General features: G+C 68.2%; 24 protein-coding genes. 14 read left to right on the forward strand and 10 right to left on the reverse strand.

Features of this window, described 5'->3' with window-relative positions:
• Positions 1-152 precede the first annotated feature (152 nt).
• The 3 genes from AC07O4_RS17765 to fabV are packed head-to-tail and all read right to left on the reverse strand — an operon-like array spanning position 153 to position 3,051.
• Positions 153-1,376 carry an NAD(P)/FAD-dependent oxidoreductase gene (locus tag AC07O4_RS17765; protein ID WP_495305242.1) on the reverse strand — a complete coding sequence of 408 codons (1,224 nt, stop codon included), beginning with the start codon at positions 1,374-1,376 and terminating at the stop codon, positions 153-155.
• Between the two features lie 31 nt (positions 1,377-1,407).
• Complete coding sequence (locus tag AC07O4_RS17770) at positions 1,408-1,827, reverse strand: group II truncated hemoglobin (protein ID WP_056578450.1); 420 nt, start codon at positions 1,825-1,827, stop codon at positions 1,408-1,410.
• A gap of 27 nt (positions 1,828-1,854) precedes the next feature.
• Positions 1,855-3,051: an enoyl-ACP reductase FabV gene (gene fabV / locus AC07O4_RS17775; RefSeq protein ID WP_495305243.1), complete on the reverse strand. Its 1,197-nt coding sequence runs from the start codon at positions 3,049-3,051 to the stop codon at positions 1,855-1,857.
• A 191-nt stretch (positions 3,052-3,242) separates the two neighbouring features.
• Here fabV and AC07O4_RS17780 point away from each other — a divergent pair, with 191 nt between their 5' ends.
• The 5 genes from AC07O4_RS17780 to AC07O4_RS17800 all read left to right on the forward strand — a co-directional run bounded on the left by AC07O4_RS17780 (position 3,243) and on the right by AC07O4_RS17800 (position 7,349).
• On the forward strand, positions 3,243-4,070 hold the full coding sequence (locus tag AC07O4_RS17780) for an ABC transporter substrate-binding protein (protein WP_095946445.1): 828 nt from the start codon (positions 3,243-3,245) through the stop codon (positions 4,068-4,070).
• 121 nt (positions 4,071-4,191) lie between these two features.
• Positions 4,192-4,887, forward strand: a complete 696-nt coding sequence (locus AC07O4_RS17785) for an amino acid ABC transporter permease (RefSeq protein WP_056578440.1) — start codon at positions 4,192-4,194, stop codon at positions 4,885-4,887.
• 13 nt (positions 4,888-4,900) lie between these two features.
• A complete protein-coding gene (locus tag AC07O4_RS17790) occupies positions 4,901-5,611 on the forward strand; it encodes an amino acid ABC transporter permease (RefSeq protein ID WP_447741757.1) in 711 nt (236 codons plus the stop codon).
• Entirely contained in the window at positions 5,608-6,351 is a 744-nt protein-coding gene (locus AC07O4_RS17795; RefSeq protein ID WP_062469108.1) for an amino acid ABC transporter ATP-binding protein, read from the forward strand. The genes AC07O4_RS17790 and AC07O4_RS17795 overlap by 4 nt, the downstream gene beginning before the upstream one ends.
• Positions 6,348-7,349, forward strand: coding sequence for an isopenicillin N synthase family dioxygenase (locus AC07O4_RS17800; RefSeq protein WP_495305244.1), 1,002 nt, complete (start codon positions 6,348-6,350; stop codon positions 7,347-7,349). Before AC07O4_RS17795 ends, AC07O4_RS17800 begins: the two co-directional genes overlap by 4 nt.
• Positions 7,350-7,377: 28 nt before the next feature.
• Here AC07O4_RS17800 and AC07O4_RS17805 read toward each other — a convergent pair whose 3' ends face one another.
• Both AC07O4_RS17805 and AC07O4_RS17810 read right to left on the reverse strand, forming a co-directional pair.
• A complete protein-coding gene (locus AC07O4_RS17805) occupies positions 7,378-8,046 on the reverse strand; it encodes an HAD family hydrolase (RefSeq protein WP_495305245.1) in 669 nt (222 codons plus the stop codon).
• An 85-nt stretch (positions 8,047-8,131) separates the two neighbouring features.
• On the reverse strand, positions 8,132-9,472 hold the full coding sequence (locus AC07O4_RS17810) for an MFS transporter (protein ID WP_095743978.1): 1,341 nt from the start codon (positions 9,470-9,472) through the stop codon (positions 8,132-8,134).
• Positions 9,473-9,662: 190 nt separating this feature from the next.
• Between AC07O4_RS17810 and cyoA the strand changes: the two genes are divergently transcribed.
• The 8 genes from cyoA to trhA all read left to right on the forward strand — a co-directional run bounded on the left by cyoA (position 9,663) and on the right by trhA (position 17,261).
• Positions 9,663-10,688 (forward strand): ubiquinol oxidase subunit II, encoded by a 1,026-nt coding sequence (gene cyoA, locus AC07O4_RS17815; RefSeq protein WP_062469097.1) that lies wholly within the window; start codon positions 9,663-9,665, stop codon positions 10,686-10,688.
• Between the two features lies 1 nt (position 10,689).
• Positions 10,690-12,696: a cytochrome o ubiquinol oxidase subunit I gene (cyoB, locus tag AC07O4_RS17820; protein WP_495305246.1), complete on the forward strand. Its 2,007-nt coding sequence runs from the start codon at positions 10,690-10,692 to the stop codon at positions 12,694-12,696.
• Positions 12,689-13,330: a cytochrome o ubiquinol oxidase subunit III gene (cyoC, locus tag AC07O4_RS17825; protein ID WP_062469091.1), complete on the forward strand. Its 642-nt coding sequence runs from the start codon at positions 12,689-12,691 to the stop codon at positions 13,328-13,330. Before cyoB ends, cyoC begins: the two co-directional genes overlap by 8 nt.
• Positions 13,327-13,749, forward strand: coding sequence for a cytochrome o ubiquinol oxidase subunit IV (gene cyoD / locus AC07O4_RS17830; RefSeq protein WP_062469089.1), 423 nt, complete (start codon positions 13,327-13,329; stop codon positions 13,747-13,749). The genes cyoC and cyoD overlap by 4 nt, the downstream gene beginning before the upstream one ends.
• Positions 13,749-14,573: an SURF1 family protein gene (locus tag AC07O4_RS17835; protein ID WP_495305247.1), complete on the forward strand. Its 825-nt coding sequence runs from the start codon at positions 13,749-13,751 to the stop codon at positions 14,571-14,573. Before cyoD ends, AC07O4_RS17835 begins: the two co-directional genes overlap by 1 nt.
• A complete protein-coding gene (locus AC07O4_RS17840) occupies positions 14,557-15,930 on the forward strand; it encodes an ATP-binding protein (RefSeq protein WP_495305248.1) in 1,374 nt (457 codons plus the stop codon). The genes AC07O4_RS17835 and AC07O4_RS17840 overlap by 17 nt, the downstream gene beginning before the upstream one ends.
• Entirely contained in the window at positions 15,927-16,490 is a 564-nt protein-coding gene (locus AC07O4_RS17845) for a response regulator transcription factor (RefSeq protein WP_495305249.1), read from the forward strand. The genes AC07O4_RS17840 and AC07O4_RS17845 overlap by 4 nt, the downstream gene beginning before the upstream one ends.
• A gap of 63 nt (positions 16,491-16,553) precedes the next feature.
• Entirely contained in the window at positions 16,554-17,261 is a 708-nt protein-coding gene (trhA, locus tag AC07O4_RS17850) for a PAQR family membrane homeostasis protein TrhA (protein WP_370870083.1), read from the forward strand.
• 10 nt (positions 17,262-17,271) lie between these two features.
• Here trhA and AC07O4_RS17855 read toward each other — a convergent pair whose 3' ends face one another.
• From AC07O4_RS17855 to AC07O4_RS17870, 4 genes are read right to left on the reverse strand one after another with little or no spacing between them, the layout of a single operon-like run.
• On the reverse strand, positions 17,272-17,496 hold the full coding sequence (locus tag AC07O4_RS17855) for a SlyX family protein (RefSeq protein ID WP_062469081.1): 225 nt from the start codon (positions 17,494-17,496) through the stop codon (positions 17,272-17,274).
• A gap of 48 nt (positions 17,497-17,544) precedes the next feature.
• Complete coding sequence (locus tag AC07O4_RS17860) at positions 17,545-18,438, reverse strand: SDR family NAD(P)-dependent oxidoreductase (protein WP_495305250.1); 894 nt, start codon at positions 18,436-18,438, stop codon at positions 17,545-17,547.
• Between the two features lie 50 nt (positions 18,439-18,488).
• Positions 18,489-18,989 (reverse strand): DUF1097 domain-containing protein, encoded by a 501-nt coding sequence (locus AC07O4_RS17865; RefSeq protein ID WP_495305251.1) that lies wholly within the window; start codon positions 18,987-18,989, stop codon positions 18,489-18,491.
• A gap of 36 nt (positions 18,990-19,025) precedes the next feature.
• Positions 19,026-19,784, reverse strand: coding sequence for an SDR family oxidoreductase (locus AC07O4_RS17870; RefSeq protein ID WP_495305252.1), 759 nt, complete (start codon positions 19,782-19,784; stop codon positions 19,026-19,028).
• Between the two features lie 125 nt (positions 19,785-19,909).
• On the opposite strand from AC07O4_RS17870, the gene AC07O4_RS17875 reads away from it, so the two are divergent.
• Positions 19,910-20,809, forward strand: coding sequence for a LysR family transcriptional regulator (locus tag AC07O4_RS17875; protein WP_495305253.1), 900 nt, complete (start codon positions 19,910-19,912; stop codon positions 20,807-20,809).
• Positions 20,810-20,816: 7 nt separating this feature from the next.
• Here the strand turns inward: AC07O4_RS17875 and AC07O4_RS17880 are convergent, their stop codons facing one another.
• Entirely contained in the window at positions 20,817-22,775 is a 1,959-nt protein-coding gene (locus AC07O4_RS17880) for a bifunctional metallophosphatase/5'-nucleotidase (protein ID WP_495305328.1), read from the reverse strand.

Here is a 22,775-nt window from a genome sequence, read left to right on the forward strand (position 1 = left end):
GGGGCGAGGCGCGCCAGCGACGCGGCCACTGCGTTGTTCATCGAGAGGTCTCCCTGCGGATATGAGGAAAGACCAGTCTCCGAAAGCCGGGTGACAGACCGGTGAATCCGGGCCTGCCGTGCAGCGCCGTTGCGACAGCCGTTACGTCAGATTTACGCCAGGTGATTCTTTAGTGGTACCGCCGCGTCCGCCACCGCCTCGGGCGCGGGGCTGCGGCCCGCTTCGAGCAGCTTGCGGCTCATCATGTGATCGACCGGCGCGTTCACCGATTCGACGCACACGAGCTGGCCGTCGACGTAGTGGAACAGCGAGAACGCCTCGGGCTTCGGCCCCGCGCGGCGCACGCTCACCAGGCCCGGCGTGCCTTCGGCCGGCATGAGGCCCGCCATCTGCAAACGCAGGCCGCCCTGGTCGGACCAGAACCACGCGACCGCGTCGTGATCGCGCGCGGCGCCGGTCAGCGTGGCCGCGGCCGTGCGCGCCTGGTCGTTCGCGTTCTGCACCGATTCGAGCCGCAGCGCACGGCCCGCGCGGCGGTCGGGGAAGCGCGTGCAATCGCCCACCGCGAGCACGTCGGCCGCGCTGGTCTGCATGTGGCCGTCGACCACGATGCCGTCGGCGCACTCGAGGCCCGCGGCCTGCGCGAGCGCGGTCTCGGGCACCGCGCCGATGCCCAGCAGCAGCAGGTCGATCGGCTGCTTCACGCCGTTGACTTCGACCGACACGAGCCGGTCGCCCACGACCTCGAAGGCGCCAGTCTGCGCGCCCAGCACGATGTCGATGCCGGCCGCGCGGTGCGTGGCCAGCACGTGCGCCGACAGCTCGGGCGACACGGCGCGGCCCAGCAGGCGCGGCGCGCACTCGATCACCTGCACGCGCTTGCCCAGCGCCTGCGCGGTGGCCGCCACTTCGAGGCCGATGAAGCCGCCGCCCAGCACCGTGACCTGCTGCGCATCCGCCAGCCGCGTGCGCAGGCGATGCGCCTCGTCGGCGGCGCGCAGGCTCGCGACGTTCTCCAGGCCAGCCTGCAGGCCAGGCATCTGGCGTGCGCGCGTGCCGGTGGCCAGCACCAGACGCTCCCACGGCAGCACCGCGCCCGAGCGCAGCGTGACGGTGTGCGCCTCGCGATCGATGGCCACGGCGGCGTCGCCCAGGTGCAGCGTGATGCCCGCTTCGCGGTACCAGTCGGCGGCCTTGTGCGGCTGCGTGGTTTCTTCGGCGCTCTTGAGGAAGGCCTTCGACAGCGGCGGGCGGTGATACGGCTCGCAGGCCTCTTCGCAGACCAGGTGCACGCGCGCGCCCTGCCCGGCTTCCGCCAGGCCCGCGCAGAGCTGGGCCGCGGCGTGGCCGCCGCCGATGATGACGATGGAATTCATGGAGAACAGTCTTTCGGGAATCGTTGTCTGGTCACTCGCCGCGGTTGCGCATCCAGTCGGCGGTCTTGAAGAAGGAGTCTCTGAGGCGTGCGCGCAGGTCTTCGGGCACGCCGGTCTCGCCCATCGCCTGGTCCATGCAGGCCAGCCACTGGTCGCGTTCCTTGATGCCGATGGTGTGGCCGCCGATGGCCTGCGGCAGGTGCCGCGCGCGCAGCATGGGGTGGCCGAAGCGGTCGGTGTAGTGGGCGGGCCCGCCGAGCCAGCCGCACAGGAACCAGAACAGGCGCTGGCGCGCGTTGTCCAGGTCGGTGCCGTGCACGGCGCGCAGTTGCGCGTAGGCCGGCTCGAGGTCCATCAGGTCGTAGAAGCGCTCGACCAGCGCCTCCACCTTCGGCTCGCCGCCGATCCACTCGAAGGGCGTGCCGGCGGGCGGTTTGTCTTGAATCTGCATGAAAGCGAGTATCCCTTCGAGGGCACTCTAGAGTTGGATCAGATCGGGAATGCCCACATCGGTGCTCACGTCGGCCGTGTAGTCCACGCCCTCGACGGCGAAGCCGAACAGGCGCAGGAACTCGGTCTTGTAGCCCGCGAAATCGGTCAGCTCGTTGAGGTTGGCGTCGGTGACCTGCGGCCACAGTTCCTGCACGCGCGCCTGCACCTGCGGCGCCAGTTCCTTGTAGTCGGCGCGCAGGCGACCTTCGTCGTCCAGGTGCGGCGTGGCGCCGTACAGGCTGTCGGCGTACAGGCCGTGCACCTGCTCGATGCAGCCCTCGTGCGTGCCTTCGGCCTTCATCACCTTGAACAGCAGCGACAGGTACAGCGGCATCATCGGAATGGCCGAGCTGGCCTGCGTGACCACCGCCTTCAGCACCGACACGCGCGCGTCGCCGCCCTTGGCCGCCAGCTGCGCGCGGATGTCCAGCACCTTCTCGTCAAGATCCTTCTTGGCGGCGCCGATGGAGCCGTTCCAGTAGATGTCGTGCGTGATCTGCTCGCCCAGGTAAGTGAAGGCCGTGGTCTTGGCGCCGTCGGCCAGCACGCCGGCCTGCTGTAGCGCGTCGATCCACATCTGCCAGTCTTCGCCGCCCATGACGGCGACGGTGTTGTCGATCTCTTCCTGCGTGGCGGGCTCGAGCACCGATTCCTTCACGGTCCCGCTGTCGGTGTCCAGGCCGCGCAGCGTCACGGCCTTGCCGATGGGCTTGAGCACGGAGTTGAAGACCTGGCCGGTCTTCGGGTGCGTGCGGCGCGGCGCGGCCAGGCTGTAGACCACGAGGTCGACCTGGCCGAGGTCGGCGCGGATGGTCTCGATGGCCTGCTGCTTCACCGCGTCGGAAAAGCCGTCGCCGTTGATGGTTTTGGCGTAGCGCCCTTCGGCCGTGGCGGCGCGGTGGAAGGCGGCGGTGTTGTACCAGCCGGGCGAGCCGGGCTTGGTCGCGCTGCCCGCGCGTTCGAAGCACACGCCCAGCGTGTCGGCGCCGCAGCCGAAGGCCGCGGTGATGCGCGCGGCCAGGCCGTAGCCGGTGGACGCGCCGATCACCAGCACGCGCTTGGCGCCGCCCGCGATGGGGGGTTTGGCTTTGACGTACGCGATCTGTTGCCGGACATTGGCTTCGCAGCCCACGGGGTGGGTGGTGACGCAGATGAAGCCGCGCACGCGGGGTTGGATGATCATGAAAAGCTCGCTCGGTAAGACATTCGGGGGACGGCGGCGGGGCACGTCGCGGCGTCGCGAATTTAACCCAGCCGGCAACAGGCCGATTCATCAGCCCCATATGCATATGTCGATTGACGATTTAATAATCTTGGGTTTTATTGATATGGTTCCGGCCTGAATTTCACTCTGGAGAGAGGACGATCCCCACCATGCGCCACACCCTGCTTGCCGCGGCCCTTGCCGCTTCCGCCCTGCTGACCGGCGTTGCCGCCCATGCGGACCAGCTCGCCGACATCAAGAAGAAGGGCGAACTCGTGGTCGGCGTGCTCGGCACCGACGAGCCCGCCACCTTCATCGATCCGAAGACGCGCCAGATCGTCGGCTACGAGGTCGACCTGGTGAACGCCATCGCCAAGAAGATCGGCGTGAAGCCGGTGCTCAAGCAGATCGCCGTGGCCGCGCGCATTCCCGAGCTGCAGCAGGGCCACGTGGACCTGGTGGCCGCCGGCCTCACGCACAACAAGGAGCGCGAGGCGCAGATCGATTTCTCGCTCACCACCTTCGTCACCGGCCAGAAGGCCATCGTGAAGAAGACCAGTGGCATCACCGAGGTGCCGCAGCTCGGCGGCAAGAAGGTGCTGACCATCCGCGGCGGCACGCAGGAGCCCAACATCCGCAAGGCCGTACCCACCGCCGAGGTCGTGACCTTCGACACCAGCCAGCAAGCCTTCCAGGCGCTGCAGCAGGGCAAGGGCGTGGGCTACGTGGACGACGAGGCCGCGCTGCTGCGCAGCTACGCCAAGCTGGGCCCGCAGAAGGCGCAGTACGTGGTGCTCAAGCAGAACCTGAGCACCGAGTCGCTGGCCATCGGCATCAAGAAGGGCGAGAGCGGCCTGAAGACCGTGGTGGACGACACGCTGCGCGAGCTCGAGAAGTCGGGTGAAGCGCAGAAGATCTTCATCAAGTGGTACGGCCCGAACACGGCGTCGGGCTTCCAGACGCGCGACTTCAAGCTCGAGACCGACAAGATCGACTGAGCCCGCGCGCTCGGCACACCAGGGGCGGGCCGCCATGCGACCCGCCCTTCGCTTTTGAGCGGCACGGCGCGCATGCGTACCATGTGCGCCCCGGCGCCTTTCGCCGTGCCTCCCGTTTCCCATGCCCCTGTTCGACTATTCGCTGCTGCTGACCGGCCAGTACCACGACATGCTGGTCGCGGGCCTGTGGCTGTCGCTGCAGCTGCTCGCGGTCTCGCTCGTCTTCGCGCTGCCGCTGGCGCTGGTGGTGGCGCTGCTGCGGCTCTCGCCGCTGGCGCCGCTGCGCTGGCTCGGCTTTGCGTACGTGGAATCGATCCGCAACATCCCGCTGCTGGCCCACATGCTGTTCTGGTATTTCGGCGCGCCCGAGCTGCTGCCCGAAGGCCTGAAGACCTGGCTCTATGAAGGCCACATCGAGGCCTACAGCGCGATCGTGGCGCTGTCGCTGTACACGGCCGCCTTCATGGCGGAGGACATCCGCAGCGGCATCCGCTCGATCCCGGCCGTGCAGTTCGAGGCCGGCCGCGCGCTGGGCTTCAGCTTCCTGGCCACCATGCGCCGCGTGGTGCTGCCGCAGGCGCTGCGCGTGACCGTGCCGCCGCTCATCTCGCAGACGCTGAGCCTGTGGAAGAACACCTCGATCGCCACGGTGATCGGCGTGGCCGAGCTGATGTACCAAGCGGGGCAGGTGGAAAGCGCGACCTTCCGCAGCTTCGAGTCGTTCGCGTTCGCGAGCGCGGCGTACCTGACGGTGTCGCTGGCCATCACCGGGCTCGCCACCTGGTACCACCACCGCTTCCCGGTGCGGACGATCTGAAGGCGGTGCGCTGATGCTCGAAATCATCAACGACTACTGGGTCTACTTTCTCATTGGGCAGTATCCCAACGGCCCGCTCGGCGGCCTGGTGCTCACGCTGCTGCTGGCCTCGTGCGGGCTGGTGCTCGCGCTGCCGCTGGGCATCGTGCTCGGCCTGGCGCGCGTGAGCCCGTGGCGCTGCGTGCGCTGGCCCGTCACGGCGCTGGTGTTCGTGGTGCGCGGCCTGCCGCTGTTGATGGTGATCTTCTGGGCCTACTTCTTCCTGCCCAGCGTCACGGGCGTGAAGACCGACCAGTTCACCACCATGCTGATCGCGCTCGTGATCTTCGATGCCGCCTACCTCGCCGAGATCGTGCGCGCCGGCATCCAGGGCCTGCCGCGCGGGCAGATGGAAACCGCGCGCGCGCTCGGCCTGAGCTACTTCGGCGCGATGCGCCTCGTGGTGCTGCCGCAGGCGCTGCGCAGCATGCTGCCCTCACTGGTGAACCAGTTCGTCTCGACCATCAAGGAGACCTCGCTGGGCTACATCATCGGGCTGGCCGAGGTGTCGTTCATCGCCACGCAGATCAACACGCAGGTGTTCACCAAGCCGGCGCAGATCTACCTGATTCTGGGCCTGACCTACTTCATCCTGTGCTTCGGCCTCTCGCGCTTCGCCTACTGGCTGGAGCGCCGGCTCGCCCGCCGCGGCCTTCCCGCCGCGCCTATCAAGGTGCCCGCATGATCGAACTCCAACAAGTCAACAAGTGGTACGGCAGCTACCACGCACTGGTCGACGTGACCGAGACCATCCACAAGGGCGAGGTGGTCGTGGTGTGCGGGCCCTCGGGCTCGGGCAAGTCGACGCTGATCCGCACCTTCAACCGGCTGGAGCCGATCCAGTCGGGCCGCATCACGCTCGACGGGCAGGACATCCACGCGCCGGGCCTGGACGTGAACGCGTTCCGCTCGCGCATCGGCTTCGTGTTCCAGCAGTTCAACCTGTTCCCGCACCTGAGCGTGCTGCAGAACTGCACCATGGCGCCGATGCAGTTGCACGGCCTGTCGCGCAAGGAGGCCGACGCGCGCGCGATGGCGCTGCTGGAGCGCGTGGGCCTTGCCAACAAGGCCAATGCGTGGCCCGGCGAGCTGTCGGGCGGCCAGCAGCAGCGCGTAGCCATTGCGCGCGCGCTCGCCATGAAGCCGCCGCTGATGCTGTTCGACGAGCCCACCAGCGCGCTCGACCCCGAGATGGTCGGCGAGGTGCTGCTGGTGATGCGCGACCTCACACGCGACGGCATGACCATGGTGTGCGTCACGCACGAGATGGGCTTCGCGCGCGAGGTGGCCGACCGCGTGCTCTTCATGGACCAGGGCCAGGTGCTCGAACGCGCCACGCCCGACGATTTCTTCAACCGCCCGCAGCACCCGCGTGCGCAGCAGTTCCTGTCCGACATCCGTTCGCCTTTTTCGAGAGACGCATGACCGACTCCTCCCTCCCCCTCATCGACGTCGCCCCGCTGGTGGCCGGCACGCCCGAACGCGCACGCGTGGCGGCGCAGATCGGCGACGCCTGCCGCGCGCACGGCTTCTTCTATGTCACGGGCCACGGCGTCGACGCCGCGCTGATCCAGCGGCTCGAAGACCTGAGCCACCAGTTCTTCGACCTGCCCGAAGAAACCAAGATGCAATGGCGCATGGCCCTGGGCGGCCGTGCCTGGCGCGGCTTCTTCCCGCGCGGCGGCGAGCTGACCTCGGGCCGCCCCGACTGGAAGGAAGGCCTGTACCTGGGCACCGAACTGCCCGCCGACCACCCGCTGGTGCTGGCGAAGACGCCGGTGCACGGGCCGAATCTCTTTCCCGACGTGCCGGACTTTCGCGAGACCATCCTCGCGTACATGGACGTCGTCACGCAGCTGGGTCACCGGCTCATGGAAGGCATCGCGCTGAGCCTCGGCCTGCCCGCTTCCTATTTCGCCGAACGCTACACGGCCGACCCGCTGATCCTGTTCCGCCTCTTCAACTACCCGACGCAGGCCGTGCCCGAAGGGCTGGACGTGCAATGGGGCGTGGGCGAGCACACCGACTACGGCCTGCTCACGATCCTGCACCAGGACACCGTGGGCGGCCTCGCGGTGCACACGCCGGGCGGCTGGATCGACGCGCCGCCGGTGCCCGGCGCCTTCGTCTGCAACATCGGCGACATGCTCGACCGCATGACCGGCGGGCTCTACAAGTCGACGCCGCACCGCGTGAAGCGCAACACCTCGGGCCGCGACCGGCTGTCGTTCCCGCTGTTCTTCGACCCGAACTTCGAGGCCCGCGTGCAGCGCATCGAGGGCCTGGCCGGTGCCGACGCGCTCGACGACAGCGCCGAGCGCTGGGACCGCGCGAACGTGCACGCCTTCAGCGGCCGCTACGGCGACTACCTGCTGGCCAAGGTGTCGAAGGTGTTCCCGCAGCTGCGGGACGAAGTGCTCTGAACTGAACTGAACACGGGCCCTGACTTCGTCAGGGAAACCAGCGCGGCACGTGCGGCATCGCGTCGTGCAGCGAATCGAGCACCTGGAAGGCCTGAGCGACGATCGCCTCGGGCGGGTGCTTGAGGTCGGGCACCACCACCACGCACATGCCGGCGGCCAGCGCGGCCTTGGCGCCGTTCTCGCTGTCTTCGAAGGCGACGCAATCGGCAGGGTCCACGCCCAGGCGCTCGGCCGCGAGGCGGTACAGCGCCGGATCGGGCTTGGCGCGCGCCACTTCGTCGCCGCCCGCGAAGGCCTCGAAGTGGTGGAGCACATCAAGGCTGCCCAGGCAGGCCGCGATCTGGCCGCGCGTGGACGACGAGGCGACCGCGCAGCGCGTGCCGCGTCCGCGCAAGGCGGCGAGCAGCTCGGCCGCGCCGGGCTTGATGGGAAAGAGCGGGCGGGCGTCGCCGTCGGCGCGTTCCAGCTGCAGCGCGGCGGTCACCTGCGTCGCCGCGTGCTGGTAGGCGGCGGGGCCGCCGAGCAGCGCGGCAAGGATCTGCTTCGATTCGCTCATGGCCAGCCCCACGCATTGCAGGTACTGGGCGTGCGAAAGCTCGACATCGAGCGTGCGGGCCGCGGCGATCCAGGCGGCCATGATGGGGCGCTCCGAATCGATCAGCAGCCCATCCATGTCAAAAATGGCGGCGGTGAACATCGAGGCGAATCCTAAGCGAGCGACGCAGAGGCCATGAAAAAAGGGGCCATCGGCCCCTTCTTTGCAAACACAGCGGCAACGCCGGTCAGTCCCGCGCCAGCGCCCGGTTCAGCCCCAGCGCCGCCAGCGTGCCAAGCGCGCCCGACAGCAGGTAGATGCTCACGAAGGCCAGGCCGAAGTGCGCTGAAAGGCCCAGGGCGACCAGCGGGGCAAAGGCCGCGCCGATGAGCCAGGCCAGGTCGGCCGTGAGGGCCGCGCCCACGTAGCGGTACTTGGGCGCGAAGTTGGAGGTCACGGCGCCGGCCGCCTGGCCGTACGACAGGCCCAGGAGCGCAAAGCCCAGCACGATGAAGATGTCCTGGCCGATGCGTCCGCCGTCGAGCAGCGTGGGCGCAAAGCCGCTGAACACGGCGATCATGGCGGCCAGGCCGCCGAGCGTGAAGCGACGGCCGATGCGGTCGGCGATCAGGCCCGAGGCCACGATGCCGATGGCGCCGAACACCGCGCCGACCATCTGCACGATCAGGAACTCGGTGATCGACTGGTCGGAGTACAGCGAGATCCACGACAGCGGGAACACCGTGATCAGGTGGAACAGCGCGTAGCTGGCCAACGCGGCGAACGCGCCGATCAGCAGGTTGGCACCCTGCGAACGGGTCAGCTCGACCACGCTGGTGGGCTGCAGCTCGCGCTCTTCGAGCAGGCGCGCGTACTCGTCGGTGGCCACCAGGCGCAGGCGCGCGAACAGCGCCACCACGTTGATGGCGAAGGCCACGTAGAAGGTGTAGCGCCAGCCCCAGTCGAGGAAGTCGGCCAACGGCAGGCTGGAATACAGGTACGCGAACAGCGCGCTGGCCAGGAAGAAGCCCAGCGGTGCGCCCAGCTGGCCCAGCATGGCGTACCAGCCGCGCTTGTTGGGCGGTGCGTTCAGCGCCAGCAGCGACGGCAGGCCGTCCCACGAGCCGCCCAGCGCCAGGCCCTGGGCAAAGCGGAAGATCGACAGCAGCACGATGGCCGTGAAGCCGATGCTCGCGTAGCCCGGCAGGAAGGCGATGCCGGCGGTCGAGGTGCCCAGCAGGAACAGCGCGATGGTCAGTTTCGTCTCGCGCCCGAAGCGCCGCTGGATCGCCATCGAGATCACGGTGCCGAAGGGGCGCGCGATGAAGGCGAACGAGAAGATCACGAAGGCCCAGAGCACGCCTTCCAGGCGCTGCTCGAAGGGGAAGAACACCGCCGGGAACACCAGCACCGAGGCGATGCCGTAGACGAAGAAGTCGAAATACTCGGAGGCGCGGCCGATGACCACGCCGACCGCGATCTCGCCCGGGGCGATGTGCGAATGGTCGGCGTCTGCGGCGCGGGCGCCGCCTTCGGTCGGGTGCGACACAGGCTGGGCGCCTGGTGGACTGATGCTGGACGTCGTCATCTTGCTAGCTGGCTGGCTGTAATTCGGGTGTCATGCCGGGGCACGACACAGGGGAAATTCTGGACACCCTGTAGCGTCTCACCGAATTGCGTTTACCGCCATAGGACAAAACGTCCAATAGGCGGAATCCCTTGGGCGGCGTAGATTGCAGGGTCATTTTTGCGCGGCCTTCGCACTTTCCTCTCCCGGCATGCACATCCTCAAGACCCTTCGCCGAGCACTTCTGCTGCTTTCCGCCATTTTCCTGGCGGGCTGCAACACGGTGCTGTTGAACCCCTCCGGCGACATCGCCAACCAGCAGGGACGCCTGATCGTCGTCTCCACGGTGCTGATGCTGATCATCATCATTCCGGTGATCGCCCTGACCATCTTCTTTGCCTGGCGCTATCGCCAGTCGAACAAGGAGGCCACCTACAGCCCCGACTGGGACCACTCCACGCAGCTCGAGCTGGCGATCTGGGCCGCGCCGCTGCTGATCATCATCGCGCTGGGCGCGATCACCTGGATCAGCACCCACACGCTGGACCCGTACCGCCCGCTGAGCCGCCTGGACGCGCAACGCCCGATTCCCGCCGAAACCAAGCCGCTGGTGGTCGAGGTGGTGGCGCTGGACTGGAAGTGGCTCTTCATCTACCCCGAGCAGGGCATCGCCACGGTGAACGAGCTGGCCGCCCCGGTGGACCGCCCGATCAGCTTCAAGATCACGGCCTCGTCGGTCATGAACTCCTTCTTCATCCCCGCGCTGGCCGGCCAGATCTATGCCATGCCGGGCATGGAGACCAAGCTGCATGCGGTGATCAACAAGCCGGGCGAATTCGACGGCTTCTCCGCCAACTACAGCGGCGCGGGCTTCTCGGGCATGCGCTTCAAGTTCCACGGCCTGAGCCATGACGGCTTCGACCAGTGGGTGGCCAAGGTCAAGACCGGCAAAGAGGGCGAACTGACCCGCGAGCAGTACAAGAAGCTCGAAGTGCCGAGCGAGCGCGAGCCCGTGCGCCACTACGCCGCGGTCGACCCGGCCCTGTACGACGCCATCCTGAACCTGTGCGTCGACCGCAACAAGATGTGCATGAAGGAAATGATGGCCATCGACGCTGACGGCGGCCTGGGCAAGCCCGGCGCCTTCAACGTCGCCACCAAGCAGGCCTGGCAGGCCGACTCCCTCGACACGCCCAAGCGCAAGTACGTCACCGCGATGTGCACCACCGAAGACTAAGATGTTGCAGAACCTAGACCTGACGAAGCTCGTCTTCGGCCGCCTCTCCTGGGAGGCGATTCCCCTTCACGAGCCCATCCTGCTCGTGACCTTCGCGGCCGTGATCCTGGGCGGCCTGGCGCTGCTGGGCGCCGTGACCTACTTCAAGCTGTGGGGCACCTTGTGGCGCGACTGGATCACCAGCATCGACCACAAGAAGATCGGCATCATGTACATCATCCTGGGCCTGGTGATGCTGCTGCGCGGCTTCGCCGACGCACTGATGATGCGGGCCCAGCAGGCCGTCGCCTTCGGCGACAACGCGGGCTTTCTGCCGCCGCACCACTACGACCAGATCTTCACCGCCCACGGCGTGATCATGATCTTTTTCGTGGCGATGCCGCTGGTCACGGGCCTCATGAACTTCGTGGTGCCGCTGCAGATCGGCGCGCGCGACGTGGCCTTCCCGTTCCTGAACAACTTCAGCTTCTGGATGACGACCTTCGGCGCCGGCCTCGTGATGGCCTCGCTGTTCGTGGGCGAGTTCGCCAAGACCGGCTGGCTGGCGTACCCGCCGCTGTCGGGCATCCTCTTCAGCCCTGACGTGGGGGTCGATTACTACATCTGGTCCTTGCAGATCGCGGGGGTCGGCACACTGCTCTCAGGCGTGAACCTGCTGGCCACCATCGTGAAGATGCGCGCGCCCGGCATGACCATGATGAAGATGCCCGTCTTCACCTGGACCGCCCTGTGCACCAACGTGCTGATCGTGGCCGCCTTCCCGGTGCTCACGGCCGTGCTGGCCCTGCTGTCGCTGGACCGTTATGTCGGCACCAACTTCTTCACGAACGACATGGGCGGCAACGCCATGATGTACGTGAACCTGATCTGGATCTGGGGCCACCCCGAGGTGTACATCCTGATCCTGCCGGCCTTCGGCATCTTCTCGGAAGTGGTCTCCACCTTCTCGGGCAAGCGCCTGTTCGGCTACGCCTCGATGGTGTACGCCACGGTCGTGATCACGATCCTGTCGTACCTCGTGTGGCTGCACCACTTCTTCACCATGGGCTCCGGCGCCAGCGTGAACTCGTTCTTCGGCATCACGACGATGATCATCTCGATCCCCACGGGCGCGAAGATCTTCAACTGGCTCTTCACCATGTACCGCGGCCGCATCCGTTTCGAGCTGCCCATGATGTGGACCATCGGCTTCATGATCACCTTCGTGATCGGCGGCATGACCGGCGTGCTGCTGGCCGTGCCCCCGGCCGACTTCGTGCTGCACAACAGCCTGTTCCTGATCGCCCACTTCCACAACGTGATCATTGGCGGCGTGCTGTTCGGCATGCTGGCGGGCATCACCTACTGGTTCCCCAAGGCCTTCGGCTACAAGCTGGACCCGTTCTGGGGCAAGTGCTCGTTCTGGTTCTGGATCGTCGGCTTCTGGATGGCCTTCATGCCGCTGTACATCCTGGGCCTGATGGGCGTCACCCGCCGCATGAGCCACTTCCAGGACATGTCGCTGCAGATCTGGTTCCAGGTCGCCGCCGTCGGCGCCGTGCTGATCGCCCTGGGCATCGCCTCGTTCCTGATCCAGCTGGTGGTGAGCTTCATTCGCCGCGACTCGCTGCGCGACACCACGGGCGACCCGTGGAACGGCCGCACGCTGGAGTGGTCGACCTCGTCGCCGCCGCCGGCCTACAACTTCGCGTTCACGCCGCGCGTGCATGACAACGACGCCTGGACCGACATGAAGGCCCGCGGCTACCAGCGTCCGCTGGACGGCTTCAGCCCCGTGCACATGCCCAAGAACACGGCCGCCGGCTTCATCATCGCGGCGCTGAGCGCGGTGTGCGGCTTTGCGCTGATCTGGCAGATGTGGCTCGTGGCCGGCATCGGCTTCGTGGCCATGCTGGTCGCGATCATCGCCCACACCTTCAACTACAAGCGCGACTACTACATCCCCGCGGAAGAAGTCGTTCGCACCGAAGAAGCACGCACGCGCCTCTTGGCCACCGCCCATGTCTGATACCACCGCCCTCCCCTCCCGGAACGCGAACGCACCGGCGTTCGACCTGTTCCACGTCCGCAACGAGGACCACCACCCCGAGAACGGCACGCTGCTGGGCTTCTGGCTCTACCTGATGAGCGACTGCCTCATCTTCGCCTGCCTGTTCGCGGTGTACGGCGTGCTGGGCCGCAGCTACGCGGCCGGCCCCTCGGGCGCCGACCTGTTCGACCTGCCGCTGGTGGCGATGAACACCTCGCTGCTGCTGCTGTCGTCGATCACCTACGGCTTCGCCATGCTCGAGATGCAGCGCAAGCGCATGGGCGGCGTGCTGCTGTGGCTGGGCATCACCGGCCTGCTCGGCCTGGGCTTCATCGGCCTGGAGCTGTACGAGTTCGCGCACCTGCTGCACGAAGGCGCCGGCCCGCAGCGCAGCGCGTTCCTGTCGTCGTTCTTCGCGCTGGTGGGCACGCACGGCCTGCACGTGAGCTTCGGCATCATCTGGCTGGTCGTGCTGATGGTCCAGCTGCCCAAGCACGGCTTCACCGCCGCCAACCGCCGCCGCCTGATGTGCCTGTCGATGTTCTGGCACTTCCTGGACGTCGTGTGGATCGGCGTCTTCACCTTTGTCTACCTCATGGGATCGATGGCATGAGCGCCCCCGCACACACCGCCACCGCCGCACACGGCCACGGTGCACACGACAGCCACGGTCACGGCGACCACCACGACGACGGCCCCGTGAGCCACAGCACCTTCAAGGGCTACATGACCGGCTTCGTGCTGGCCGTGATCCTGACCGCGATCCCGTTCTGGCTCGTGATGGGCAAGGTGATCGCCAACCCGAGCACCACCGCCCTCGTCATCCTCGGCTTCGCCGTGGTGCAGATCGTGGTCCACATGGTGTACTTCCTGCACATGGACGCCAAGTCCGAAGGCGGCTGGAACATGCTGGCGCTGATCTTCACGCTGGTGCTCGTGGTCATCACGCTGGCCGGCTCGCTGTGGGTCATGTATCACATGAACACCAACATGATGCCGGCCATGGTCCACGACATGAAGAACATGCCCTGATGGCCCCGGCCGCCCGCCCGCGCTCCGTTGTCACGCGTGCGGCGCTGGCGGTCTGCGCCCTCCTGGCCTTTGCCGGCTTTCTTGCGCTCGGCACCTGGCAGGTCGAGCGCAGGGCCTGGAAGCTCGATCTCATCGCCCGCGTCGACCAGCGCGTGCACGCCCCGGCCGCCGACGCGCCGGCGCGATCCGAATGGCCCACGGTCAACGCGGCCAACGACGAATACCGGCACGTGCGCCTTCACGGCACGTTCCTCCATGACAAGGAAGCGCTGGTTCAGGCCAGCACCCGGCTCGGTGCCGGCTTCTGGGTGCTGACCCCGCTGCGCACCGCCGACGGCAGCGTCGTGCTCGTCAACCGCGGCTTCGTGCCGCCTGAAGCGCGTGAACGCGCGGCGCGCACCGCCCCCGAGCCCCAGGGCGACACCACCGTGGCCGGCCTGCTGCGCCTGACCGAGCCCAAGGGCGGTTTCCTGCGCACGAACGACCCCGCGGCCGACCGCTGGTTCTCGCGCGACGTGCAGGCCATTGCCGCCGCGCGCGGCCTGGCCGACGTGGCGCCCTACTTCGTCGACGCCGAGGCCGGGCCCGCGCCCGCACAGGCCGCGCCCACGTGGCCGGCGGGCGGCCTGACGGTCGTCGCCTTTCCCAACAGCCACCTCGTCTACGCACTCACCTGGTACGGGCTGGCGCTGATGGTGCTCGGCGCCTACGGGTTCGTGTGGCGCGACGACCGGCGCCGGCGGGCATCGCAAGACGGTAGCGGCGAAAATGCACCGCATGCCGACGCCGCACGCCCCGACCCCGCCGATGCCCGCCGCGACTGACAAGCTCGTCGCGGTGGCCGGCGAGTTGCACGCCCCGCGCGCGGGCGTCGCCAGCCTGGACAACGCCATCGGCCACCAGAACATGCAGCAGCTGATCCAGCTGCGCTGGTTCGCCGTGGTCGGGCAGGTGGCCACCATCCTCGTGGTGCACTACGGCTTCGGCATCCGCCTGCCGCTGAACCACATGCTGCAGGTGCTCACCTGCCTCGCGCTGTTCAACATGGTGAGCCTGCTGCGCCTGCGCATCCATGGCCGTGTGACCAACGAAGAGCTGTTCGTCGCGCTGCTGGTCGACGTGGCCACGCTCACGGCCCAGCTGTACCTCAGCGGCGGCGCCACCAACCCCTTCGTCTTTCTGTACCTGCTGCAGGTGATCCTGGGCGCGGTGCTGCTCAAGGCCTGGTCGACCTGGACCATCGTGGTCATCACCGGCCTGTGCTTCGCTGGCCTGGCGCTGTTCTCGCGCCCGCTGCCGCTGCCGCTGGACCACGACCGCGGCCTGTGGAGCCCCTACGTGCAGGGCATGCTGGTGTGCTTTGCGCTCAACGCCGCGCTGCTGGTGGTCTTCATCACCCGCATCAGCCGCAACCTGCGCGTGCGCGACGCGCGCCTGGCCGACCTGCGCCAGCGCGCCTCCGAAGAGGAACACATCGTGCGCATGGGCCTGCTGGCCTCGGGCGCAGCGCACGAGCTGGGCACGCCGCTGGCCACGCTGGCCGTGATCCTGGGCGACTGGCGCCGGCTGCCGCACTTCAGCTCCGACCCCGAGCTGCTGCAGGAAGTGGCCGAGATGGAAGTGCAGATCCAGCGCTGCAAGAGCATCGTGAGCGGCATCCTGCTGTCGGCCGGCGAGACGCGCGGCGAGTCGTCCGAGGAGACCACCGTGCGCACCTTCCTGGACGATCTCGTCGAAGAATGGCGCACCACGCGCCCGGTCGAGGAGTTCGACTACGAGAACCTGTTCGGCCAGGACCTGCCCATGGTGTCCGACTCGGCCATCAAGCAGATGGTGTGCAACGTGCTCGACAACGCGCTCGAGGCCTCGCCCCACTGGCTGCGCCTGGAAGCCACGCACGACGCCGACGCGCTCACCATCACCGTCACCGACGCGGGCCCCGGCTTCATGCCGGCCATCCTCGCGGAGTTCGGCAAGCCCTACCAGTCGAGCAAGGGCCGCCCCGGCGGCGGGCTGGGCCTGTTCCTGGTCGTGAACGTGGCGCGCACGCTGGGCGGACGCGTCGCCGTGCGCAACCGCCCCGAGGGCGGCGCCATCGTGACCATCACGCTGCCGCTGGCGGCCATCGTGCTCGAAGAGGACGAGGACACCGCCGCCCCCCAAGCCCCGAGCAGCCCATGACCCACACCCCCGACACCGCCGAAGTCCGCCAGCTGCTCATCGTCGAGGACGACGAGGCCTTCGCGCGCACGCTCGCGCGTTCCTTCGAGCGGCGCGGCTACGTGGTGGTGCATGCGCGCAACCTCGAGGAGGTGGAAGCGCTGCTCGAGGAAGGCGACGGCCCCTCGCCCGGCTACGCCGTGGTCGACCTGAAGCTCAACGGCGAGGCCTCGGGCCTGGCCTGCGTGCAGATGCTGCACCGGCACGACGCCGAGATGCTGATCGTGGTGCTCACCGGCTTCGCAAGCATCGCCACCGCCGTCGAGGCCATCAAGCTCGGCGCCTGCCACTACCTGGCCAAGCCCTCGAACACCGACGACATCGAGGCCGCCTTCGGCCGCGCCACCGGCACCACCGAGGTCGAACTGACCAACCGTTCCACCTCGATCAAGACGCTGGAGTGGGAGCGCATCCACGAAATGCTGGCCGAGACCGGCTTCAACATCTCGGAAACCGCGCGCCGGCTCGGCATGCATCGGCGCACATTGGCACGCAAACTCGGCAAACAGCAGGTCAAGTAACATGATCTGCCGGTTTCGCGAATTCTTGCGGAACCAACACCGATCCCGGAGGCTCTGTTCCTGATGACGAATAGCCCGCCGCTGCAGCTGCAGCCCGCCCGTTCCACCGATCTGCAGAAAAAGCAGGCGTCCGCCGCGCGCGACCAGACCGCGATGGAAGAGCTCTTCAACGCCCTGAGCCACGGCCTGGGCCTGTTGCTGGCGATCGCCTCGCTGCCGATCCTGGTCTACAGCGCCGCCCAGAAGGGCCAGGCCGCGGCCGTGGTGGGCGCCTCGCTCTTCGCGGGCACGGCCATCGTGCTGTACCTGATCTCCACGCTGTACCACGCGCTGCCCATCGGCCGCGCCAAGGCCTGGTTCAACCGGCTCGACCACGCGGCCATCTACCTGTTCATTGCGGGCAGCTACATGCCCTTCCTGTTCGGCGTGCTGCGCGGGCCCTGGGGCTGGACGCTGTTCGGCGCCATCACCGCCGCCGCCGTGCTGGGCGTGAGCGCCAAGCTGTTCAACCGCCTGCAGCACCCGCTGTGGTCCACCGGCCTGTACGTGGCGATGGGCTGGATGGCGCTGATGGCGGCGGTGCCGCTGTACGAGCGCATGTCATCGGCGGGGCTGGCCTGGCTCGTGGCCGGCGGGCTGTTCTATACGGCCGGGGCCGTGGTGTTCCTGTTCGACAACAAGGTGCGCTACGCGCATTCGGTGTGGCACCTGTTCGTGCTCGCGGGCAGCACCTGCCATTTCTTTGCCGTGCTCTGGCACGCGCACGGCTAACCGCAAGTCCTCAGTAGTGGGGCGGGAGTTCATCGCGCAGGTTGCGCGCGCCCCCATCCTGCCCTGCGTTCTGGCTTTGCAGCCTGAGTTGCGCGACCTGCAGGATCAGGCTGTCGATCTGTTGCTGTTGCCGGTAGATCGTCATGTTCAGCTGCTCGAGCAGGTCTTCGGCATAGCTCGACTTGATCTCGAGGTCGTTCAGGCGCTCTGTCACGTCGTTCGGTGAATGTTCCATGCCGCTATTGGACAGGAAGAACCACCGCCTTTCTTGACAGCGCCCCGCTCAGCGCCGCACCTTCGCCTCGAGCAGGTCGCCCATGCCGATGCGGCGGGCGAAGTCGATGCGCACGCGCTCCGACACCTCGAAGACCTCGGCCGCACCGTCGCCCACGAAGTCGATCAGCGAACGCATCGGCCGCGTGCCGGCCGGCAGGCCCACGATGCGCACGATGTCGTCGGCCACGGCCTGCGGATCGGCGTGCTCGGGCGTGAGCGCGGACAGGCGCTCGCCGATGCGGTCCATCACGCCGTCGTAGCGGCCGTAGGCGGCGGCGGTCGCCGCATCGGAGGGCTTGCCCGCGCTCGGAAAGTGATCGGTGCCCCGCGTGAACGCGCCCGGCACGACGATCGAGGTCTCGATGCCGAAGCGCGCGATCTCGTAGGCCAGCGTCACCGCCAGCGAATCCATGGCCGCCTTGGCCGCGCCGTACGGGCCCATGAACGGCGGAAAGCCGCCCTTGGTGGTCGTGCTGCTGATCCACAGCATCAGCCCCGACTCCTGCTGGCGCAGGTACGGCAGCACCGCGCGGTTCACGCGCTGGGCGCCGAGCACGTTGGTGTCGAACACCTGGGCGATGTCTTCCGGCGTGAAGGCCTCGGTCGGCCCGACCACGAGATGGCCCGCGTTCTGCATCACCACATCGAGGCGGCCCTGCGCCTGGACGATGGTCGCCGCGGCGGCATCGGCGGAGGCCTGCGACAGCACATCGAGTTCGAGCGGATGCAGCTGAAGCCCCTGGGCCGCAGCCAGCGCGCGCAGCTCGGCTGCGCGCGCCTTGTTGCGGCCCGCAATGTCGCGCATGGAGGCATAGACGATGTGGCCCGCTTCGGCGAGCGCCTGCGCGCTGAGCTTGCCGATGCCGGAGCCGGCGCCAGTGACGAGGATGACGGATTGCATGAGGGAACCCCTTGAATGAAGGTGAGAGGGAAGAAAGGAAAGTCCGGTGGTCAGTGCACGCGGCGCTGCAGCAGGTGGGCCACCCACGCCGCCATCGATCCGAGTGCCGCCGCGCCGGCCAGCGTGGCGAACAGCGACAGCGAAGGGGGCTGGTGGACCGCGAAGAACGCGATCAGCCCGAGGAAGTAGCACAGCAGGTTGTTCAGTCGCGGCACGCTGCGCATCGACACCACGAGGAGCGCCACGAACAGCACCACCACCGGCAGCGCCGCGGCGCCCGCGATCGGGGCCAGCGCGGCGATGGCCAGCGCCGCGCCCTTGCCGATCAGCAGGCCCAGGCTCACGCAGACGAGGTTGAACACGCCGTCGCGTGCGGTCGCGCCGCGGGTGTAGAACGCCACCCAGCCGACGAACATCGCCCACACGGGCAGTTCGAGCACGAGCGCCATCGCCGAAGCGGCAGCGGCCACCACCGCAGCGGCGGCCGTGAACGTCGCGTAGGCGAGGCTGAAGAAGCGCGGGGTGGCCGCAGGAGGTGAAGGCGGATGCATGGTGCGTGCTCCGTGGATGTCGTGGGAGGCCACCGCTCAGGCCACGCCGCCGTTGGCCCGCAGCACCTGCCCGTTGACCCATCCCGCGTCCGGCCCCGCCAGGAACGACACCACCGAGGCGATGTCTTCCGGCTGGCCCAGGCGCTGCAGCGGCGGCATCTGGGCGAAGGCCTGGATCTGTTCGTCGGTCTTGCCGTCCAGGAACAGCGAGGTGGCGACCGGGCCCGGCGCCACGGCGTTCACCGTGATGCGTCGGCCGCGCAGTTCCTTGGCGAAGACATGCGTGAAGGCCTCGACCGCCGCCTTGGTGGCGTTGTAGATCGCGTAGCCGGGCATGTGCAGCGCGAGCGTGGTGCTCGAGAAGTTGACGATGCGCCCGCCCTCGGCGAGGCGGGTCGCGGCCTCGCGCAGGGTGTTGAAGGTGCCGCGCACGTTGATGTCGAAGGTGTGGTCGTAGAGCGCGTCGCTGTGCGCGGCCAGCGGCGCGGTCTGGAGCACGCCGGCGTTGTTGACCAGCACGTCGACCGGGCCGAGCTGCGCTTCGACGGTGTCGAACATGGCGCGCACCGCTTCAGCGTTCGCCACATCGGCCTGCACCGCGAGGGCACGGGCGCCGTTGGCCTTCAGTTCGGCGACCAGCGCTTCGGCGGGCGCGGCGCCCGCGGCGTAGTTGACGGCGACAGCGAAACCGTCGGCGGCGAGCCGGCGGGCGATGGCGGCGCCGATGCCGCGCGAGGCGCCGGTGACAAGGGCGACGCGGGTGGGCAGCGAAGCAGAAGTGGCGGTGGTGTTCATGGCGCGATTCCTAGGGGTGGTGAGTGAATGAAGCGAATGGTCGGCCATTCCATCCAAAAGATAATCAGCACCAATTCGTCAATAAAATTCCATTTACTTAAACAATAGGCGCGAAGGGCGACCCCATGGACCGCTTCCAGGAAATGCAGGCCTTCGTGCGCATCGCCGAGCGCCAGAGCTTCACGCAGGCCTCGGACGACCTGCAGATTCCGCGCGCCACCCTCACTACGCTGATCCAGCGGCTCGAATCGCGCCTGGGCGCCCGGCTGCTCGAGCGCACCACGCGCACGGTGCGCCTCACGCAGGACGGCGAGGCCCACTACCAGCGCTGCGTGCGGCTGCTGGCGGACGTGGAAGAGGCCGAGGGCGCCTTCACCCACGCCGCGCCCCAGGGTCTGTTGCGCGTGAACCTGCAGGGCACGCTGGCGCGGCACTTCGTGGTGCCGGCGCTGCCCGCTTTCCTCGCCCGCCATCCGGGCCTGCAGCTGCACATCGGCGAGGACGACCGGCTGGTCGACTTGGTGCGCGAAGGCGTGGACTGCGTGCTGCGCGCCGGCCCGCTGCAGGACTCGTCGTTGGTCGCGCAGCGCGTGGCGCTGCTGCCGCAGGTGACGGTGGCGAGCCCCGGCTACCTCGCGGCGCACGGCGAGCCCGTCGACCTCGCGGCACTGGCCTCGCACCGCGCGGTGCACTACGTGTCGAGCGGCACGGGCAAGGCGCTGCCGCTCGAGTTCACGGTCGACGGTCAGGTCCGGCCCGTGCAACTGGCCGCCACCGTGTCAGTCACAGGCGCCGACCTGTACACGGGCGCCGCCGTCGTGGGCCTCGGGCTGGTGCAGGTGCCGCGCTACCGCGTGGCGGCCGAGCTGGTGGATGGGCGCCTGCAAGCGGTGCTGCCGGGCTTTGCGCCGCCGCCGATGCCGGTCTCGGTGCTGTATCCGCAGAACCGGCAGCTGTCGTCGCGGGTACGGGTGTTCACGCAGTGGCTGCGCGGTCTCTTCGAGCAAGACACCGCGCAGGGCTGAGCACGACTCAAGGCGCCTTGTACGACTTGGTGCTGTACAGCTCGACCGGCAGCTTCTGCAACAGCGACAGGCCCGAGCCGACGTCCTTGGGCTTGGACTCGATGTAGTTGAAGAACACGTCGGCATCGAGCACGCCGATGTCCAGGCGCCGCGCGGCGGGCACGGCGGCCAGCGTCTTGTAGCCGTCGCCGCCGCTGGCGTTGAAGCTCAGCACGAACAGCTTGTAGGTCTTGTCCAGGTCGAGCGGGCCCCACACGCCGGTGCCGGGCGCGCGCACCTCGATGTTGCTGGCGCGCTGGCCGTTGGCCTGCGTGGCGTCGACGTCGAAGCGCAGGCCGCCGGTGTACGGGTACGGGCCGGTGGAGCCGCCCGGGCCGTACACGGCCTGCAGGCCGTCTTCGAGCATGCCCTTGACCTCGCGGCCAGTGACGTCGAGGCGGAACAGCATGTTGCCGAAGGGCAGCACCTGGATCACGCTCGCCGCCGTGACGTTGCCCGGCACCAGCGGAATGCGCGCGCCGCCGCCGCTTTGCAGCGAGATGTCGGCGCCGCCGTACTTGCTGTGGCCGATCTCCAGGTAGGCCTGCGCTGCCATCTGCTGGATGTCGCCGCCGCGCAGGCTCACGCTGCCCAGCGCGTTGCACGAGACGCTGGAGCGCGAGTAGTCGACGGTGCCCGTGCCGCCGGGCACGCGACGCGAGCACAGCTCTTCGGTCACGGTGGCCACCAGCGTGGTGTTGAACACCGCCACCTTGTCCTTGAAGGGCTGCAGCACGGCGGTGGCCGTGGGGTCGGGCGCGGTCACGCGCAGGAAGCCGCTGGCCGCCACGTCGGCCAGGATGGCGCTGCGCTGGTTGGCATCGACGGGCTGCTTGCCGAGGCGGAAGTCGTCGCCGATCAGCACGTGCGGCGTGCCGCTGCAGGCCGTGACGTCGCCCTTCTCGTCGAAGCTCACCTTCAGCTCGCCGACCACCTGGCTGTACTCCCAGGCGTGAACCAGGCAGACCTTCTTGCCGTCCTTGTCGGTCAGCGCCGTGGGGTAGGCACCGGCCGGCGAGCCCACGCCGTAGCGGGTGAGCGCGTCGGGGCCGATGAGCGTGTGCGAGTCGCCGCCCACCACGACGTCGACGCCACTCAGGCGCGACGCCACCTGCTTGTCGTACTCATAGCCGATGTGGCTCATGACGACGATCTTGTTCACGCCCTGCGCACGCAGCAGGTCGATCTCGCGCTGGGCGGCAACGGTCTCGTCCTCGAAGGTGGTGTCGGGGTCGGGGCTGGACGAGGCCTTGGTCTTGCCCGCGATGGTCAGGCCGACCAGGCCGATCTTTTCGCCGCCGCGTTCGAGCACCGTGGAGCGCTTCACGTAACCGGGTGCCTTCGAGGGGTGCAGCGCCGATTGGGCGCCGAAGTTCACGTTGGCGCTGAGCACCGGCGTCTGGCAGCTGCCCTTGCGCAGCAGGTCGAGAAAGCCCTTCAGGCCGGTGTCGCCCTTGTCGAACTCGTGGTTGCCCAGCGTGAAGGCGTCGAAGCACACGGTGTTCATCAGCGCCGCATCGGCCTCGCCGTCGGCGCCCGCGCGGTTGAAGTACAGGGTGCCGGTGAGCGCGTCGCCGGCGTGCAGCTTCAGCACGTTCGGCGACTGGGCGGCCAGCGCCTGGATCGCCGCGGTGACGCGCGGAAAGCCCGCCGCATTGACCGTGACCGCCACCGGCGCGCCGCCGCCCGTGTTCAGCTGCAGCGTCTTGTCCTTGGCTTCGAGGTTGGAGTGGTGGTCGTCGATGTGCAGGATCGTGAGGTCGATCGCCTTGCCCTGCGGCGCGGGCGCGGGGGCTGGCGCCGGCGGCGGCACCACGGCGATCGGCGGGAACGCGACACCGCCGCCCCCACCGCCACCGCATGCGGCCATCACGCAGCCTGCAATCACCGTGGCAGCTGCTCCCACGACCCGTCGACTGTTGTTCAT

The sequence above is a fragment of the Variovorax sp. GW821-FHT09D04 genome (assembly GCF_059416405.1).

Coding starts and splice junctions, on each gene's coding strand:
- AC07O4_RS17805 (WP_495305245.1), bottom strand. CDS start 8,046: ATGTTCACCGCCGCCATTTTTGACATGGATGGGCTGCTGATCGATTCG.
- cyoD (WP_062469089.1), top strand. CDS start 13,327: ATGAGCGCCCCCGCACACACCGCCACCGCCGCACACGGCCACGGTGCA.
- AC07O4_RS17780 (WP_095946445.1), top strand. CDS start 3,243: ATGCGCCACACCCTGCTTGCCGCGGCCCTTGCCGCTTCCGCCCTGCTG.
- AC07O4_RS17810 (WP_095743978.1), bottom strand. CDS start 9,472: ATGACGACGTCCAGCATCAGTCCACCAGGCGCCCAGCCTGTGTCGCAC.
- AC07O4_RS17835 (WP_495305247.1), top strand. CDS start 13,749: ATGGCCCCGGCCGCCCGCCCGCGCTCCGTTGTCACGCGTGCGGCGCTG.
- AC07O4_RS17855 (WP_062469081.1), bottom strand. CDS start 17,496: ATGGAACATTCACCGAACGACGTGACAGAGCGCCTGAACGACCTCGAG.
- AC07O4_RS17765 (WP_495305242.1), bottom strand. CDS start 1,376: ATGAATTCCATCGTCATCATCGGCGGCGGCCACGCCGCGGCCCAGCTC.
- cyoB (WP_495305246.1), top strand. CDS start 10,690: ATGTTGCAGAACCTAGACCTGACGAAGCTCGTCTTCGGCCGCCTCTCC.
- AC07O4_RS17770 (WP_056578450.1), bottom strand. CDS start 1,827: ATGCAGATTCAAGACAAACCGCCCGCCGGCACGCCCTTCGAGTGGATC.
- cyoC (WP_062469091.1), top strand. CDS start 12,689: ATGTCTGATACCACCGCCCTCCCCTCCCGGAACGCGAACGCACCGGCG.
- AC07O4_RS17795 (WP_062469108.1), top strand. CDS start 5,608: ATGATCGAACTCCAACAAGTCAACAAGTGGTACGGCAGCTACCACGCA.
- fabV (WP_495305243.1), bottom strand. CDS start 3,051: ATGATCATCCAACCCCGCGTGCGCGGCTTCATCTGCGTCACCACCCAC.
- trhA (WP_370870083.1), top strand. CDS start 16,554: ATGACGAATAGCCCGCCGCTGCAGCTGCAGCCCGCCCGTTCCACCGAT.
- AC07O4_RS17865 (WP_495305251.1), bottom strand. CDS start 18,989: ATGCATCCGCCTTCACCTCCTGCGGCCACCCCGCGCTTCTTCAGCCTC.
- AC07O4_RS17880 (WP_495305328.1), bottom strand. CDS start 22,775: ATGAACAACAGTCGACGGGTCGTGGGAGCAGCTGCCACGGTGATTGCA.
- AC07O4_RS17860 (WP_495305250.1), bottom strand. CDS start 18,438: ATGCAATCCGTCATCCTCGTCACTGGCGCCGGCTCCGGCATCGGCAAG.
- AC07O4_RS17875 (WP_495305253.1), top strand. CDS start 19,910: ATGGACCGCTTCCAGGAAATGCAGGCCTTCGTGCGCATCGCCGAGCGC.
- AC07O4_RS17790 (WP_447741757.1), top strand. CDS start 4,901: ATGCTCGAAATCATCAACGACTACTGGGTCTACTTTCTCATTGGGCAG.
- AC07O4_RS17870 (WP_495305252.1), bottom strand. CDS start 19,784: ATGAACACCACCGCCACTTCTGCTTCGCTGCCCACCCGCGTCGCCCTT.
- AC07O4_RS17845 (WP_495305249.1), top strand. CDS start 15,927: ATGACCCACACCCCCGACACCGCCGAAGTCCGCCAGCTGCTCATCGTC.
- AC07O4_RS17800 (WP_495305244.1), top strand. CDS start 6,348: ATGACCGACTCCTCCCTCCCCCTCATCGACGTCGCCCCGCTGGTGGCC.
- cyoA (WP_062469097.1), top strand. CDS start 9,663: ATGCACATCCTCAAGACCCTTCGCCGAGCACTTCTGCTGCTTTCCGCC.
- AC07O4_RS17840 (WP_495305248.1), top strand. CDS start 14,557: ATGCCCGCCGCGACTGACAAGCTCGTCGCGGTGGCCGGCGAGTTGCAC.
- AC07O4_RS17785 (WP_056578440.1), top strand. CDS start 4,192: ATGCCCCTGTTCGACTATTCGCTGCTGCTGACCGGCCAGTACCACGAC.